Here is a 15,279-nt window from a genome sequence, read left to right as displayed (position 1 = left end):
GGGCGGTGGCTTCGACCGCTATCGGCGTGGAGCGGGTAGCGCTATTCTGTGCTCTCATGTACGAGCGTAGCAGCGTGGCGGATCTCGCGGAAACCTTGCGGAGTGAGCTCGACCGCTACTCGGTAGGTGGAAAGCTGCCGTCGAGCCGGTCCCTCGTCGAACGGTTCCGGGTCAGCCCCGTGACCGTCTCCCGGGCCCTGGCCCAGCTCGCCGCCGAGGGCCTGGTCGTCACCCGCCCCGGCGCCGGCGTCTTCCGCGCGCAGCCCCGTACGGCGACCCCGGCGGCCGGGGACACCTCCTGGCAGCAGCTCGCACTCAGTGCCGAGGGCCCGGGCGAGGTCGTACCGCGCACCGTGGACGCCTCCGGCGTCCTGGTGTCGCTGGCGGTGCCGCCGCCGGGGGTGATCGAGCTCAACGGCGGCTACCTGCACCCCTCGCTCCAGCCCGAGCGGGCCATGGCGGCGGCCCTGGCCCGGGCCGGGCGGCGACCCGGCGCGTGGTCCCGGCCGCCCACCGAGGGGCTGCCCGAGCTGCGCGACTGGTTCGCCCGGGAGATCGGCGGCCAGGTCACCGCGGCGGACGTCCTGGTCACGGCGGGCGGGCAGAGCGCGCTGACCACGGCGCTGCGGGCGCTGGCCCCGCCCGGCGCGCCGATCCTCGTGGAGTCCCCCACCTACCCCGGCCTGCTGGCCATCGCCCGGGCCTCGGGGTGCCGGCCCGTGCCCGTACCGGCCGACGCCGAGGGGGTGCGGGCGGAACTGCTGGCGGCGGCGTTCGAGGCCACCGGCGCGCGGGTGTTCGTGTGCCAGCCGCTGTTCCAGAACCCGACGGGGGCCGTGCTCGCCGCCGAGCGGCGCGCGCAGGTCCTGCGGATCGCGCGGGCGGCCGGGGCGTTCGTGGTCGAGGACGACTACGCCCGCGCCCTGGCCCACGAGGACGCGGGGCCGCTGCCGCCGACGCTGGCCGCCGCGGATCCCGACGGCGTCGTCGTCCACGTCCGCTCCCTGACCAAGGTCACCTCGCCGTCCCTGCGGGTGGGCGCCCTGGCCGCGCGCGGGCCGGTCCTGGAGCGGCTGCGGGCGATCCAGGTCGTGGACAGCTTCTTCGTGCCGCGCCCGCTGCAGGAGGCGGCGCTGGAACTCGTCGGGGCCCCGGCCTGGCCGCGGCACCTGCGCGCGGTGGCCGCCGAGCTGCGCCACCGGCGCGAGGTGCTGGCGGGCGCGGTGCTGCGCGAGCTGCCCGGGCTCACCCCGGCGCGGCTGCCGACCGGCGGCTTCCAGCTGTGGGCGCGGCTGCCCGACGGCTCGGACGAGGCCGCCTTCGTGGCCGCGGCCCTGCGCGTCGGCGTCGCGGTGACCCCGGGCCGTCCTTATTTCTGCGCCGAGCCCCCGGGCCCGTACGTCCGCATGAGCTTCGCGGCCGTCGCCGGACCGGACGGCCTGACGGAGGCGGTCCGCCGCCTGGCGGCCCTCGGCCAAATCGCTTGAGGGGCCCGCGGCGGCGGCCCTAGCCTGCCGGGATGACCGAGATCGAGATCACCACCGTGGCCGAGCGGCCGGAGCTCGCCGCGCGGCTGTGGGACATGGAAGACCTCTGGCCGGAGTTCGCCGGGTACGACTCGGTGGGCCGGCTGCTGTACCCGCGGATGGTGACCGAGCTGCCCGAGTACGTCCTGGTCGCCACGGACGGGGACGAGGTCGTCGCCCGCGCCTTCAGCGTCCCCTTCGCCCTGCACGCCGAGGGCCGCGGTGAGCTGCCGGCCCGCGGCTGGGACGAGGTCCTGCTGTGGGCCTTCTCCGACCTGCGGCGCGGGGTCGCCCCCGACACGGTCAGCGCGATCGAGATCACCGTCGCCACGGGACGGCGGGGCGAGGGCCTGTCGGGCCGGATGCTGGCGGCGATGCGCGAGAACGCCCGGTCCCGTGGCTTCGCCGAGGTCGTGGCCCCGGTCCGGCCCAGCGGCAAGCACGCCGAGCCGGACACCCCGATCCACGCGTACGCGTACCGCACCCGGGAGGACGGCCTGCCGTACGACCCGTGGCTGCGGGTGCACGTCCGCGCGGGCGCCACCGTCCACGGCGTCGCCCCGCTGTCCATGACGATCAGCGCCTCCGTCGAGGACTGGCGCGCCTGGACGGGCCTCCCCTTCGACCGCCCGGGCCCGGTCCACGTCCCGGGCGCCCTGACCCCGGTCCACTGCGACCCGTCCCAGGGCTACGCGGTCTACGTCGAACCCAACATCTGGGTCCGCCACCCCCTGCCCCGGCCCGCCGCGCCGAGGGCCTGATCCCCGCTGCCGGCGGCCCGCCGTGCTCCCGTCGGCGAGGGCGGGCGCGCCGAGCCCCGGCGGAGTCCCGCGGCCCCGTCGCACTGCTCGGGCCGTGTGACCGAGATCTTTACTTGGCGGATCGTGTTCTGTTTGGCGGATCTTGAGAGGCCTAGTTGGCGGACCTTGAGATTTCGGCGTTCACTGTGCGTGAGCGTGTGCGCCGCTCTTAGTCGCGGTGGGTCGGTTGGGCGGGCTGGGAGTATCCCGCCCAACGAACTACGTGGGTGGGGGTGTGTTTTGCGCGAGGCGGACGCGGTGGCCTTCTGCAGTGTCGCCGAAGTCGCGTTCGTCCTCGTCGCGGAAACGCTTGTAGAACCACTCGGGTACTCGGGTGGTGTCCAGGCGGGTGCGGAGTACGCCGTCCTGCACGTCCCGTGCAGCGCTTCGAAGGCGGCGCCATTCGTCGTCAGGGACGGGGCCTGGGCGTCCGCTGTGTAGCTCGGTGTTGACGACCTTGGTGAGTCGGTCGCGTTCGTCAGCCACTTTGCGTTGGCCGGACCAGATTTCGTAAGCGATCTGGTAGACCGCCAAGGATGGGACGAAGAAGCTGAGGAGAGTGTCGCCCAGAGTGGCGTCCGCGACCACCAAGCCGGCGAGGAAGCCGATGGTGGCCCACAGCAACGCAACGGAAGCGATGACGTAGCTATAGCGACGGCGAAGGCGAGCGTCCCAGGCGAGGTTCTGCTCCTGAGCAATGAACACGTCGTAGGGGTGGTGGATGTTGTGGGTGGGGTCGTACCAACCGTCAGTGATGCGCTTGTCCTTCGGGCCGCCTCGGGGGAGCTTGCGCGCGAGACGGCGGACGTCGGGTTCGGGGATGGGGTCGCCTGCAACGGTGGCGCGCCACGGCAAGTGGAACAGGGCGACATCGAACATCTCTTGGAGCAGGGCGCCCTGGCGGGCGGTGCTCCCAGCGAGGCCCTTGAGCAGGAACGCGGAGACGACGAACCAGAAGAACCCGACGATCGAGACGACTGTCCGGCCGTGGCCGGACAGCGTGATCAGGACACCGGCGGCGGCGAGCAGAACGGCGGCGGTGACGCGCACAGCTTCGAGGCGCTGGCCGCGTTGGTGACTTGCCGACGCGGCGCGCTGGAGAAGCAACATGTCGTCGTCGAGCTGCCGCTCGTGGATAGCCCGAGGCGGTATTCCGTGGACGCCGCTGGGGTCTGTGGAGAGGTTCATGGCCTGGTCATCCTGTTCCCGAACAGCTTCTTCCACTCGTCGTAGGCAGCGCGCTCCTGGCCCTCGTCCTCCAGGTCGACCGCCCGCTCCGCGATGGCGCGGGCCTGGGTTAGTGCGTTGGCCGCGGCGAGCTTCTGAGTCGCGTTCATGACGGCGTTGACGTCACCGCCCAGGCCGGCGGGGTCAGGCCACTCGTCGCCGATGCGTTCGGCGGCGGTGGCCAAGAACAGCACGATCTCGTCTTGGTAGCGCCCTATCGGCGGTTTCACCAGCGACTGAGCCATGACCTCCAGCAGGAAGGAGGGCGACACGGGCTCACCGAGTTCGCGGTTGATGCCCTTGACCATCTTGACGAAGGGCACGTACTTGCCGTCGCCGTCGGCGTTCTTGGCGATGCTCAGCTCGTGGTGGCGCTTGGGGTTGGTCGCGATCCAGTCGCCTGCCGAGGGATTGGGGATGTAGTAGCCGCCCTCGCCTCGCTTGAAGGCGGGGACCACGTCGATCGACATGACCTCGTCGTCGGGGCCGTAGGGGATGACGACGGCCATGCCGTCGCGGGCGGCAGCGCTCCACTTCTGACGGAGCATGGTCTCCAGGGCGTTGATCACTTGGATGGGCGCCTGATCGCGGAAGCCGGCCTGGGAGCCGTTGGCGTCGAGGACCACGAAGATATCGATGTCCTTGAGCTTCTTCGTCTTGGTGTCGCGCCGGTAGCTTCCGGTGAGGAAGTCGTCGGCGAGGTCCCAGTGCGACCGGACGAAATCGCGGATGGCCTCGTGCCGTGCCTTTGCCAGGTTCTGCTCGGTCTGGGTGATCTCCAGGTTGTGCTTGAGCTTGGTGAAGGCGTCGTCGATGTATCCCATAGCGGTGTCTTCCTGCTCGTGGCCTCAGGTGTGGTAGTACCGCATGCCGGTCGAGGCGTGTGGGGCGGAGCCGAGGGTGCCGAAGGTGATGCCGCGCAGGCCGTCGGTGCTCGACCGCTGGCCGGGGCCCCAACCCGGTTGCGGGGTGCGGGGCCCGTTGAAGGTGCAGAACAGCCGGTAGGTGGTGCCCGCGGGCACCTGGTCGAACTTGGCCCGGAACCGGGCGGCTCGGGCACGAGAGGCGGTGAACTCGGCGTTGCCGTCGCCGGCGGTGGTGTAGGAGACCGGGAACTCGATCACCGGCGCCACGGCGCCCGAGGACTGGTGGCACTCGAGGACGACCGTGTCGAGTGAGCCCTCCTCGATCCACGCCTTGATCGCGTTCTCGTTCTGCACCCAGTCGCGATGCAGCCGGTCCATGTTGATCCCCAGGTCGGCGAGGATGTCGGTGATGGTGCCGAGGATGACGTCGGTCAGGTGCGTGGCGGTGTGGGTCCGGGTGTAGCTGTAGGTATAGGTGGAGGTCATCGCTGGGTCACCGCCCGGCGCAGAGTCTCATGGTCGATCAGCGGACCGGAGCTGGCCGTCTTCGTCTCCGGAGCGGGCGGGACAGCGTCGGACAATCGGGCGTGACCATCGACGACTGCCTTCACCTGCTCTTGGAGCGGGGCCGGGGACGGCAAGTGGATCGTGAAATCGTCGGCGCCCGCCGCGCCGGGGACCGGGTTGAGGTTCTCCTCCAACGTCAGCGCTGCCGTGCCGGACACCGTCGTGATCTCGCAGTGCACCTTGCCGGCCACCAGGGTGATCGGGTGCTGCTGCAGGTGCCCTGCCGCGATCAGCATCCGCCCGATTGCCTCGGCGGCCGACATCGCCTCCACCGCCTCGTCGCGGGACAGCGCGGAGGACTGCGCCACGGTATCCGCCACGAGGTCCGAGATCACCGCCCAGGTTCCGCTGGCGCTGCGCGTGGGGGAGGCCGCCACCTGCCTAGCGCGCCGCACGGGACACCTCCGGCTGGCCCGTCTCCGCGACGGCGTTGTGCACCGCGGTGGCCAGGTCGTCTTCGGTCAGGCTGCCGGGGTCCAGCACCGTGTCCAGCCGCTGAGCCAGGGCTTCGAAGACCACCTTGCGCGTACGGCGGCCGTCCAGTCCGTGAGCCGCCTCGGCGATGCGCTCCACCACGGAGGAGCGCGCAAGCTCGCCCAAGGCGGGGTACTTGTCGGCCAGCATCAGCAGCGTGGAGGCCAGGATCTTCCGCAGCGCCTCCGGCTCGGGAAGCGGGACGAGGATGGCGGCGTCGGAGCGGGAGAGGAACGCCTCGTCCAGAGCGGTGGTGAAGTTGCTGGTCGCGACGAAGAACAGGTGCGGGTGCTCGGCGGCGTTGAGATCCAAGGCAGTGAGCACCGCGTCCGTGGCGCGGTGGACGTCGGCCGGGTTGGCGGCCAGCGACGCCGCCGAGCGGGCCACCGCCATCGACTCGACCTCGTCGAGAATCACTACGGTCGGCACGCCATCCGACGCGAGGCCCGGAACGTACTCGCCGAGCAGCTCGCTGACCCGCTGCTGCGACTGCCCGTGCTCGGCGCTCATTAGCCCGTGCGGGTTGATCTCGATCCGTCGGACCGCGCCTCCACCGACGTAGCGGGCGACCTGCGCCGGCAGACCCCGCGCCAGGGTCGTCTTGCCGGTACCAGGAGGACCGTAGAGCGTGCACAAGCCGTGCAGCGCCGTCATCGCAAACGGCAGGTCAGGCCGCACAAGCAGCGACAACACGGTTTGGTTGCGCAACCGCTCCTTGATCCCCTCCGGCACCACGATGGCGTCCCACAAGGCGGTCTCCACCGAGTCGGCGGTGATCACCTCGTTGGACAGCACGCACTCCCGAACTCTCAGCACCTCAGCTCCGTCCCCCACCGCTGGCGGGTCACCTCAGATTTGAACATCATCTTCCGTGCGATAGGTAGAGTACATGACGGGATGGGGATGAAACTCGACACACTTCCCTCGGGCGCGTCCGGCCGGAGCTGAGTGATTTGACTGACCGGTAACCAAGGTGTGCCTAAGATGCGGGCGGAGTACTCAAGATCGAGAAGCGTCCGCTGATCAGCGGACGTCGACTGGCCGGGAGGCGAGCGACGTGAACGACCCACAACTGGACCCCGGCGACATCGCCGCCCTGTTCGATCGTGCCCGGCTGCGAATGGCACGCGAACTGCGGGGGCTCACCCAGGTGCAACTGGCCAGAGAGGTGGGCTCCGTCACTGCAGCCTCGATTAGCCAGTTCGAGAACGGACACACCAAGCCCGCCACATCGACGCTTCGCCGGCTCGCGGTCGCGTTGCGGGTTCCGATGTCGTTCTTCGCCGCTCCGGCCCGTCCCCCCGCCCAAGAGCAGGTCAACGGCTTCTTCCGCAGTCTTCGATCCACCTCTCCTCGAGACCGCCAACAAGCTCTCGCCTACGTACACCTCGCGCGGGAATTCACGCTTGAGCTCGAAAAGCACGTTGCGTTGCCCGAACTCAATCTGCCGCGCGTGCCAATCGAAGAAGGGCAGCCTCTCCGGTCCGCTGATATCGAACAAGCGGCTGCCCAGGTCCGTAGCCACTGGAAAGTCCCACGCGGTCCGGTCCAAGACGTTGTGCGACTGCTGGAAACCAACGGGATTATTGTTGTCCGCTTCCGTGTTGGCCTCGAAAAGGTCGATGCATTCTGCGTTGACTTCCCCGACAGGCCCGTGGTTGCTCTTGGGGCCGACAAGGGCCTGCGCGACCGTTCCCGTTTCGATGCGGCCCACGAGCTAGGCCATCTGGTCTTGCATGGTGTCACTGGAAAAATTGGCGACAAGGCTACTGAGAGTCAAGCTCACGAGTTCGCCGCTGCGTTCCTAATGCCTGCCAGCGACATCAAATCAGAACTTCCGGACCGGCTCGACTGGCCCGCACTTCTTCGCTTGAAGGCGAAATGGCACGTCTCGCTAGCTGCTCTCCTCGTCCGAGCAAAAACACTCGGCGTTATGAGCGAAAACGCCTACGCGCAAGGATGGAAAGCGTTGTCCGTCCGAGGGTGGAGGAAAGTAGAGCCAGGTTCTCTAGGAAATCCAGAAACTCCGGTCCTCTTGCGTCGGGCACTGGAGCTCACGGAAAAAACTGGTGTCTCATCCGGTGATTTCATCGCTCGTTCCGGCCTTCCAGAATCCGACATTCGAACCCTTCTTGGTCGGGATATCATCGAACGTCCTCGCGTGGAGTTCTGACCTATCTCAATCAGTCGCTTCAACGCCTGAGTCGATGTCCCGGGCAAGCTGTTCGGCGTATTCGGAAAGAATTCGACGCATTTCAGCATAGTGGCTCATGGGGTCAGGGCGAGTGAACTGGAACCAGGTTGTGTTACGACGCCGAGCCCATTGCTGGCGGACTTCGGGAGGTTGTGCGGCTTCGAGTGGCCGCGGAGCGAAGAGGTGCTTGCCCTGTGTGATGAGCGTCCATACGTAGACAGACCGTTTGACGTTTCCGATCACCGAAGTCGATCTGGGTGACATGAGGGGACCGAGGAAGGTGCCGAATCGGAGCATTCCAGGTGTCGGGGCTATTACCCATTCGTGGAGTGCTTGTCGCCTGCGCCGGTAGTCAATTGGCGGTTTGCATGGTGACTGCAGTTCCGAAGTGAGAGCGCGGAGAGCCCTATCGAAATCAATAGGGTTGCAGCCACTACTCAGTGGCCACCTAGTGTTGCGTCCGCGGAGCACGTATCTCTGAATGGAGGGATCCCGAGAAGTTATGCGGCGGCCTGGTCGGATCCCCCCCGATGACTTGTTGGACGAGTCGGATGGCGGCGGTCCTCCGCGCAGTCTTGGATCGCGAGCCCGCGCAACTGGCCAGGTGGCGCTGGTGCCAGTCCGGCTCCAGGAATGCTGGGATGTGCTCAGGCTGGTAGCCGGTTTGGAGGTGGGTGCCCTTTCTTAGGAATACTAGGGTTACGGGGTCGGCGGCCTGGCGAAGTCGTTCGGAGCAGTCGCCCTTGTGTCGGTCGTAGACAACGACCTGATGTGCTTGATGTTGTTCGTCTTCACCTGTGCTAGGAGGGCGTCGGCGGTCTTGTCCGAGAAGGCGGGGATCTCGCCTTCGGGAGGCAGTCCTTGCCAGCGCAGGATGTGCCATGCTCGTGGTCGGCAGGGTCCTGGAAGAACACTTGATGGCGGTCCCTGCGGATTACCCACTGGCCCGCGTGTTTGCCGCCTCGGGCGGAGGGCTGCTGGAAGCACGGCTCGTCGAGGACCGGGTGGTGATACCAGAGCCCGAGGATGTTCACTCCGCGTCGCGGATGGATCTTCACGTGGTGCTTCCGCAGGACCTTGTGGAGGGCCCGAGCTTGGTGGCCCTCCCGGAACCCCGTCTCGGCTTCCAGCACGTGCGCAGCCCGCACCCGGGCCCCCTCCAGTTGGTCCTCGGTCAGGTCGGCTAATGTCCTCGGCTGCCGTGCGAACGTCGGCGGGCGCCTCGATGCTTCGACCGTCGGCAGGAGCCGTAGGTCAGCGTGGTTGATGAGCCAGCGGAAGGAACGGGTCTCCGCGCGGCCGTCGCCATCCACCAGGATGAGCCGGCCTCGCTGGCCCTGGATGTCTTCGACCGTCCATTCGACGCCATTGAGCGCGACCCGCCTGCCGCGCGCGATCTGCAAGAACCCCCTCGCCGCCATCACGCCGCCCAGATCAGCGAGCTGTCGCGCAAGCGACTGCCCAGATCAATGCCGAGCTCGTGTTGCCAGAGCAGCCGGACGATGTTCGCCCGGCCGACAGAAGGCACGCTGGTTGAGTCCGCCAGCTCGGAGAACGTCATCACCCGACCCTGCTGCCCGCTGATAGCGGTGAGCAGTTGGTCGCGCATGCCCAGCAGATCCCTCGTCGGCCGACGCCGCGAGGACAAGTGATCAAGGACGCTCCAGACATGCGGGCGCTAGCCCGCGACCACCGAGTACCGCCAGCCGCATGCCGCCGCCACCTCCCTGGCCGCCGCGAACTACAGCGCGTCATCGTCCCTGATCAGCTCCATAGGGCGCACGTCCATCAGCCATCCCGCTGCCGATCACGGCCAGGAAGTCCGGGATGTGCCAGGCGTGCCCGGCCGCGTACTCGAAGTCCAGTCGGAACGGCTGCGACAGCACCTCCGACGCCCTCAGGAAGTCCAGCGCGACCAGCAGCCGCATCTCCTCCAACGACTCGAAGCCGTGCTTCCGGCCCGTCGACACCATCACTTCCAGCCCGGGCCGATGCCGCTGCTTCGCCCGCCACGTGAACCCCCGCATCGGCCTGGACGACAGCACCGGTACGTGGGCCGTATCCCGGACGGGCCAGCAGACCTCGTCGGTGCCCACCTGCCACGTCGAACTCCAACGACGCGTCCAGCCGTCCCCGAGCCGCAGCCGATCCCGCAGCAGGGCATCCCCGTCGTGCGCGGTGACAAAATGATCCAGACCACTCGAATCCGAGGGGATCTTCGCGCTCGCTGCCTCGCTCACCCATCCACAGCAGCACCCATCGGCTAAAGACGGGGGCAGTTCTTCGCATCTATCGCAACACAGCGTTATGGGACCAAGATCCGCCAACTAGCGTGCTCATCCGCCGACTAAAACTCTCGGTCACAGGGCCGGCAGCGGCCCCGCAACAAGGGCTTTGCATAAACGTGCGGCGATACGTATAGTCATGCCATCGAAGGAGGTCCGATGGTGGTACGTGTTGCGGTGGCCGGAGCCAGTGGGTACGCGGGTGGGGAAGTCCTGCGTCTGCTGCTCTCGCACCCCGAGGTCGAGATCGGTGCGCTCACCGGGAACTCCAACGCCGGGCAGCTGCTCGGCTCGCTCCAGCCCCACCTGCTCCCGCTCGCCGGACGCACCCTGGAGCCGACCACCGCCGAGGTGCTCGCCGGGCAGGACCGGCGGCACGACGTGGTCTTCCTCGCGCTCCCGCACGGCCAGTCCGCCGCCGTGGCCGCCGAGCTCGGCGACGACGTGCTCGTCGTCGACATGGGCGCCGACCACCGGCTGGAGGACGCGGCCGACTGGGAGCGGTTCTACGGCTCCCCGCACGCCGGCACCTGGCCCTACGGCCTGCCCGAACTGCCGGGCGGCCGCGCCGCGCTGGAGGGGTCCAAGCGCATCGCGGTTCCCGGCTGCTACCCCACCGCCGTCTCGCTGGCGCTCGTACCGGCCTACACCGCCGGGCTCGCCGAGCCCGAGGCCGTGGTCGTCGCCGCCAGCGGCACCTCCGGCGCCGGCAAGGCGCCCAAGACGCACCTGCTCGGCTCCGAGGTCATGGGCTCCATGACCCCGTACGGCGTCGGCGGCGGCCACCGGCACACCCCCGAGATGGTCCAGAACCTCAGCGCGGCCGCCGGTACCCGGGTCTCGGTCTCCTTCACCCCGACCCTGGCACCCATGACCCGCGGCATCCTCGCCACGTGCTCCGCCAAGGCCGTCCCCGGAACCACCGCCGAGTCGGTGCGCGCCGCCTACGAGAAGGCGTACGCGGACGAGCCGTTCGTCCACCTGCTGCCCGAGGGGCAGTGGCCCGCCACGGCGTCCGTCCACGGTTCCAACGCCGTTCAGGTGCAGGTCGCGTACGACGAGGCCGCCCGGCGCATCATCGCGATCAGCGCCATCGACAACCTGACCAAGGGCACCGCCGGTGGCGCGGTGCAGAGCATGAACATCGCGCTCGGGCTCCACGAGGGCCTCGGGCTTTCCACGATTGGAGTGGCGCCGTGAGTGTGACGGCCGCACAGGGGTTCTCGGCCGCGGGTGTCGCGGCCGGGATCAAGCAGAACGGCAACCCGGACCTGGCCCTCGTGGTCAACCACGGTCCGCGCCTGGCCGCCGCCGGCGTCTTCACCTCCAACCGCGTCAAGGCGGCGCCCGTCCTGTGGTCGGAGCAGGTGCTGCGCGGCGGCGCGGTCAGCGCCGTGGTCCTCAACTCCGGCGGTGCCAACGCCTGCACCGGCCCCCGCGGCTTCCAGGACACCCACGCCACCGCCGAGAAGGTGGCCGAGGCCCTCAACGCGGCCGGCGTCGCGGGCGGCGAGCACAACGCCGGCGAGATCGCGGTCGCCTCGACCGGCCTGATCGGCGTGCTGCTGCCCATGGACAAGCTGCTGCCCGGCGTGGAGAGCGCCACCGCGGCCCTGTCCGAGGACGGCGGCGAGGCCGCCGCCGTCGCCATCAAGACCACCGACACCGTCCACAAGACCGCCACCGCCGGTCAGGACGGCTGGACCGTCGGCGGCATGGCCAAGGGCGCCGGCATGCTCGCGCCGGGCCTGGCCACCATGCTCGTGGTCCTCACCACGGACGCCGACCTCGACAGCGCCACCCTCGACAAGGCGCTGCGCGCCGCGACCCGCACCACCTTCGACCGGGTCGACTCCGACGGCTGCATGTCCACCAACGACACCGTGCTGCTGCTGGCCTCCGGCGCCTCCGGCGTGGTCCCCGAGTACGACGCCTTCGCCGAGGCCGTGCGGACCGTCTGCGACGACCTGGCCCGGCAGCTGATCGGCGACGCCGAAGGCGCGAGCAAGGACATCCGGATCGAGGTGATCAACGCCGCCGACGAGGACGACGCCGTCGAGGTGGGCCGCTCCATCGCCCGCAACAACCTCCTCAAGTGCGCCGTCCACGGCGAGGACCCCAACTGGGGCCGGGTGCTCTCCGCCATCGGCACCACCGGCGCGTCCTTCGACCCGGACCGGCTGAACGTCGCCATCAACGGCGTGTGGGTCTGCCGCAACGGCTCCGTCGGCGAGGACCGCGAGCTGGTCAGCATGAAGGAGCGGGAGGTCCGGATCACCGCCGACCTGGTCGCCGGCGACGCGTCCGCGGTCATCTGGACCAACGACCTGACGGCCGACTACGTCCACGAGAACAGCGCGTACTCCTCATGAGCGGCGCCACGCGGAAGCACACCGCCCTGCCCAAGGCCGAGATCCTCATCGAGGCCCTGCCCTGGCTGACCCGCCACCACGGCAAGACCGTCGTCATCAAGTTCGGCGGCAACGCCATGGTGAACGACGAGCTCAAGGCCGCCTTCGCCCAGGACGTCGTCTTCCTGCGGCACGCGGGCCTGCGGCCCGTCGTGGTGCACGGCGGCGGCCCGCAGATCAGCGCCCAGCTGGACCGGCACGGCCTGGTCAGCGAGTTCAAGGCCGGTCTGCGGGTCACCACGCCCGAGGCGATGGACGTCGTCCGGATGGTGCTGGCCGGCCAGGTCCAGCGGGACCTGGTCGGACTGCTCAACCAGCACGGGCCGTTCGCCGTCGGCATGACCGGCGAGGACGCCCACACCATCACCGCCGTCCAGCACATGCCGGAGATCGACGGCGAGCTCGTCGACATCGGCCGGGTCGGCGAGATCACCGCCATCGACACCGGCGCCATCGAGGCGCTGCTCGCCGACGGCCGGATCCCGGTCATCTCCTCCATCGCCCGCAGCCAGGACGACGGACACGTCTACAACGTCAACGCCGACACGGCCGCCGCCGCGCTGGCCGCCGCCCTGCGGGCCGAGACCCTGATGGTCCTCACCGACGTCGAGGGCCTCTACGCGGACTGGCCGAACAGCGACGACGTCATCAGCCGGCTCACCGTCAGCGAGCTGGAGAAGCTGCTGCCCGAGCTGTCCAGCGGCATGGTGCCCAAGATGGAGGGCTGCCTGCACGCCGTCCGCAACGGGGTGCGCACCGCCCGGGTGATCGACGGCCGGGTCCAGCACTCGATCCTGCTGGAGATCTTCACCGATTCCGGGATCGGCACGATGGTCGTGCCCGACCCGCAGGACCCCGCAGCACAGGGAGGGACGGACGCATGAGCACCGGCGGCAACCAGGAGTACGGCGCCCGCTGGCAGGGCGCGCTGACGAACAACTACGGCACGCCCGCGGTGGCGCTGGTCCGCGGCGCGGGCGCGCAGGTCTGGGACGCCGACGGCCGGCAGTACACCGACCTCGTCGGCGGGATCGCGGTCAACGCCCTCGGCCACGCCCACCCCGCGGTCGTCGAGGCCGTCTCCACCCAGATCGCCACCCTCGGCCACGTCTCCAACCTCTACGCCTCCGAGCCGGTCCTCGCCCTGGGCGAGCGGCTGCTCCAGCTGTTCGGCCGCGAGGGCAAGATTTTCTTCTGCAACTCCGGCGCCGAGGCGGTCGAGGCCGTCTTCAAGATCGGCCGGCTGACCGGCCGCATCCACATGGTCGCCACCACCGGCGGCTTCCACGGCCGCACCATGGGCGCCCTCGCCCTCACCGGGCAACCCGCCAAGCAGGGCCCGTTCCTGCCGCTGCCCGGTGACGTCACGCACGTCCCGTACGGCGACGTGGAGGCGCTGCGGGCCGCCGTCACCGAGGACACCGCGCTCGTGCTGATCGAGCCGATCCAGGGCGAGAACGGCGTGGTGGTCCCGCCCGCCGGCTATCTGACGGCCGCCCGCGAGATCACCCGGGCCACCGGCACCCTCCTGGCCCTGGACGAGGTGCAGACCGGCATCGGCCGGTGCGGACAGTGGTTCGAGCACCAGGCCCACGAGGGTGTCGAGCCCGACCTCGTCACGCTCGCGAAGGGTCTGGGCGGTGGCCTGCCGCTCGGCGCCGTGGCCGCCTTCGGCGCCACCGCCGACCTGCTGCGGCCCGGCCAGCACGGCACCACCTTCGGCGGGAACCCGGTGGCCTGCGCCGCCGGCCTCGCGGTGATCGACACCATCGCCGCCGACGGGCTGCTGGACCAGGTCAAGGCGCGGGGCGAGCGGCTGCGCTCCGGAATCGAGGCCTCCGGACATCCGCTGGTCAGCCACGTCCGTGGTGCGGGTCTGCTGCTGGGTATCGTGCTGACAGAGCCGCTCGCGCAGCAGGTGCAGCTGGCGGCTCAGGAAGCCGGCTTCCTGGTCAACGCTCCCGCCCCCGACGTCGTACGGCTGATGCCGGCGTTCATCGTCACGGAGGCCGAGGTGGACGCGTTCGTCCAGGCCCTGCCCGGCATCCTCGACGCAAGCCACGAGGCGGGACGACCCGGAGAATGAGACGACGATGAGCCAGGCGCAGGACAACGAGGAGTGGGGGTCCCCGCGGACGGAGGCCCAGGCGGGGCCGTCCGTCCCGCAGACCCGCACGGCCCGCCACCGCCGGATCGTGGACATCCTCAACCGGCAGCCGGTCCGCTCGCAGAGCCAGCTCGCCAAGCTGCTCGCCGACGACGGACTGAGCGTCACCCAGGCGACGCTCAGCCGGGACCTCGACGAGCTGGGCGCGGTGAAGATCCGCAACACCGGCGGCGAGCTGATCTACGCGGTGCCCAGCGAGGGCGGGTTCCGCACGCCGCAGGCGCCGCTGGGGGAATCGGCCAAGGAGGAGCGCATGCGGCGCCTCTCCGGCGAGCTGCTGATCTCCGCGGAGGCCTCGGCGAACCTCGTGGTCCTGCGCACCCCGCCGGGTGCGGCCCAGTTCCTCGCCTCGGCAATCGACCAGGCCGAACTGCACTCCGTCCTCGGCACCATCGCCGGCGACGACACGCTGATGCTCATCAGCCGCGACCCGGCGGGCGGTCAGGCCCTCGCCGACCACCTGCTGAAACTGGCTCAGAAGGAGAGCTGAGCCGCATCCTGGGGCCATGACCCGACCGGACCTCGTCGGCGCGGCCTGCGCGGCCGCCGCCCTCGGCCACCTGGTGCTGGGCGCCCTGTGGCTGCTGCGCGACCGCGCCGACCGGACCCGCGCCCGCCCCGCCGTCTGCGCCGCGCTGGACCCGTACCACGCCGTGACGACCGGCCCGTGGGGCGCGGTCGAGGCGGTGGAGCCGGCCGTGGCGGAGCTGCTGACGGCCCGTCTGGTCGAGGTCGGCGACGACGGCCGGATCCGGCTCACCG

17 protein-coding genes are annotated in these 15,279 nt (G+C 69.7%); 9 read left to right on the top strand and 8 right to left on the bottom strand.

What is annotated here, in order from left to right:
* Positions 1–56 precede the first annotated feature (56 nt).
* The gene (locus tag LG632_RS25325; protein WP_226729868.1) at positions 57–1,487 is read left to right on the top strand and encodes an aminotransferase-like domain-containing protein; all 1,431 of its coding nucleotides are present in this window, start codon (positions 57–59) and stop codon (positions 1,485–1,487) included.
* Positions 1,488–1,519: 32 nt separating this feature from the next.
* Complete coding sequence (locus LG632_RS25320) at positions 1,520–2,287, top strand: N-acetyltransferase (protein WP_226729867.1); 768 nt, start codon at positions 1,520–1,522, stop codon at positions 2,285–2,287.
* 258 nt (positions 2,288–2,545) lie between these two features.
* Here LG632_RS25320 and LG632_RS25315 read toward each other — a convergent pair whose 3' ends face one another.
* From LG632_RS25315 to LG632_RS25295, 5 genes are read right to left on the bottom strand one after another with little or no spacing between them, the layout of a single operon-like run.
* Complete coding sequence (locus LG632_RS25315; protein ID WP_226729866.1) at positions 2,546–3,514, bottom strand: S-4TM family putative pore-forming effector; 969 nt, start codon at positions 3,512–3,514, stop codon at positions 2,546–2,548.
* Positions 3,511–4,377 (bottom strand): CBASS oligonucleotide cyclase, encoded by an 867-nt coding sequence (locus LG632_RS25310; protein ID WP_226729865.1) that lies wholly within the window; start codon positions 4,375–4,377, stop codon positions 3,511–3,513. The genes LG632_RS25315 and LG632_RS25310 overlap by 4 nt, the downstream gene beginning before the upstream one ends.
* A 24-nt stretch (positions 4,378–4,401) precedes the next feature.
* A complete protein-coding gene (locus LG632_RS25305) occupies positions 4,402–4,905 on the bottom strand; it encodes a hypothetical protein (RefSeq protein ID WP_226729864.1) in 504 nt (167 codons plus the stop codon).
* Entirely contained in the window at positions 4,902–5,321 is a 420-nt protein-coding gene (locus tag LG632_RS25300; protein ID WP_226729863.1) for a CBASS system Cap8 protein, read from the bottom strand. Before LG632_RS25300 ends, LG632_RS25305 begins: the two co-directional genes overlap by 4 nt.
* Before the next feature lie 46 nt (positions 5,322–5,367).
* Positions 5,368–6,255, bottom strand: a complete 888-nt coding sequence (locus LG632_RS25295) for an AAA family ATPase (protein ID WP_226729862.1) — start codon at positions 6,253–6,255, stop codon at positions 5,368–5,370.
* A gap of 262 nt (positions 6,256–6,517) precedes the next feature.
* On the opposite strand from LG632_RS25295, the gene LG632_RS25290 reads away from it, so the two are divergent.
* Positions 6,518–7,633 carry a helix-turn-helix domain-containing protein gene (locus LG632_RS25290; RefSeq protein WP_226729861.1) on the top strand — a complete coding sequence of 372 codons (1,116 nt, stop codon included), beginning with the start codon at positions 6,518–6,520 and terminating at the stop codon, positions 7,631–7,633.
* A gap of 821 nt (positions 7,634–8,454) precedes the next feature.
* Here LG632_RS25290 and LG632_RS25285 read toward each other — a convergent pair.
* From LG632_RS25285 to LG632_RS25275, 3 genes are all read right to left on the bottom strand, one after another.
* Positions 8,455–9,057, bottom strand: a complete 603-nt coding sequence (locus LG632_RS25285) for a hypothetical protein (protein ID WP_226729860.1) — start codon at positions 9,055–9,057, stop codon at positions 8,455–8,457.
* Between the two features lie 17 nt (positions 9,058–9,074).
* The gene (locus LG632_RS25280) at positions 9,075–9,263 is read right to left on the bottom strand and encodes a hypothetical protein (RefSeq protein WP_226729859.1); all 189 of its coding nucleotides are present in this window, start codon (positions 9,261–9,263) and stop codon (positions 9,075–9,077) included.
* Between the two features lie 142 nt (positions 9,264–9,405).
* A complete protein-coding gene (locus tag LG632_RS25275) occupies positions 9,406–9,894 on the bottom strand; it encodes a hypothetical protein (RefSeq protein ID WP_226729858.1) in 489 nt (162 codons plus the stop codon).
* A 204-nt stretch (positions 9,895–10,098) separates the two neighbouring features.
* Here LG632_RS25275 and argC point away from each other — a divergent pair, with 204 nt between their 5' ends.
* The 6 genes from argC to LG632_RS25245 all read left to right on the top strand — a co-directional run.
* Positions 10,099–11,139, top strand: a complete 1,041-nt coding sequence (gene argC / locus LG632_RS25270) for an N-acetyl-gamma-glutamyl-phosphate reductase (RefSeq protein WP_226729857.1) — start codon at positions 10,099–10,101, stop codon at positions 11,137–11,139.
* Positions 11,136–12,311 (top strand): bifunctional glutamate N-acetyltransferase/amino-acid acetyltransferase ArgJ, encoded by a 1,176-nt coding sequence (gene argJ, locus LG632_RS25265; RefSeq protein WP_226729856.1) that lies wholly within the window; start codon positions 11,136–11,138, stop codon positions 12,309–12,311. The genes argC and argJ overlap by 4 nt, the downstream gene beginning before the upstream one ends.
* Positions 12,308–13,234, top strand: a complete 927-nt coding sequence (argB, locus tag LG632_RS25260) for an acetylglutamate kinase (RefSeq protein ID WP_226729855.1) — start codon at positions 12,308–12,310, stop codon at positions 13,232–13,234. Before argJ ends, argB begins: the two co-directional genes overlap by 4 nt.
* A complete protein-coding gene (locus LG632_RS25255) occupies positions 13,231–14,436 on the top strand; it encodes an acetylornithine transaminase (RefSeq protein WP_226729854.1) in 1,206 nt (401 codons plus the stop codon). Before argB ends, LG632_RS25255 begins: the two co-directional genes overlap by 4 nt.
* Positions 14,437–14,443: 7 nt before the next feature.
* Positions 14,444–15,007, top strand: a complete 564-nt coding sequence (locus LG632_RS25250; protein WP_226729853.1) for an arginine repressor — start codon at positions 14,444–14,446, stop codon at positions 15,005–15,007.
* Between the two features lie 16 nt (positions 15,008–15,023).
* Positions 15,024–15,279: hypothetical protein (locus tag LG632_RS25245; RefSeq protein ID WP_226729852.1), on the top strand; the 256-nt coding region annotated here is incomplete at its 3' end.

Source organism: Streptomyces antimicrobicus (genome assembly GCF_020532625.1).
Taxonomy (GTDB): domain Bacteria; phylum Actinomycetota; class Actinomycetes; order Streptomycetales; family Streptomycetaceae; genus Streptomyces; species Streptomyces antimicrobicus.
Note: the sequence above shows the minus strand (reverse complement) of the source record. Positions and strands in the feature narration are given on the sequence as shown.

Coding starts and splice junctions, on each gene's coding strand:
- LG632_RS25255 (WP_226729854.1), top strand. CDS start 13,231: ATGAGCACCGGCGGCAACCAGGAGTACGGCGCCCGCTGGCAGGGCGCG.
- LG632_RS25250 (WP_226729853.1), top strand. CDS start 14,444: ATGAGCCAGGCGCAGGACAACGAGGAGTGGGGGTCCCCGCGGACGGAG.
- LG632_RS25325 (WP_226729868.1), top strand. CDS start 57: ATGTACGAGCGTAGCAGCGTGGCGGATCTCGCGGAAACCTTGCGGAGT.
- LG632_RS25320 (WP_226729867.1), top strand. CDS start 1,520: ATGACCGAGATCGAGATCACCACCGTGGCCGAGCGGCCGGAGCTCGCC.
- argB (WP_226729855.1), top strand. CDS start 12,308: ATGAGCGGCGCCACGCGGAAGCACACCGCCCTGCCCAAGGCCGAGATC.
- LG632_RS25310 (WP_226729865.1), bottom strand. CDS start 4,377: ATGGGATACATCGACGACGCCTTCACCAAGCTCAAGCACAACCTGGAG.
- LG632_RS25280 (WP_226729859.1), bottom strand. CDS start 9,263: ATGCGCGACCAACTGCTCACCGCTATCAGCGGGCAGCAGGGTCGGGTG.
- argC (WP_226729857.1), top strand. CDS start 10,099: ATGGTGGTACGTGTTGCGGTGGCCGGAGCCAGTGGGTACGCGGGTGGG.
- LG632_RS25315 (WP_226729866.1), bottom strand. CDS start 3,514: ATGAACCTCTCCACAGACCCCAGCGGCGTCCACGGAATACCGCCTCGG.
- LG632_RS25305 (WP_226729864.1), bottom strand. CDS start 4,905: ATGACCTCCACCTATACCTACAGCTACACCCGGACCCACACCGCCACG.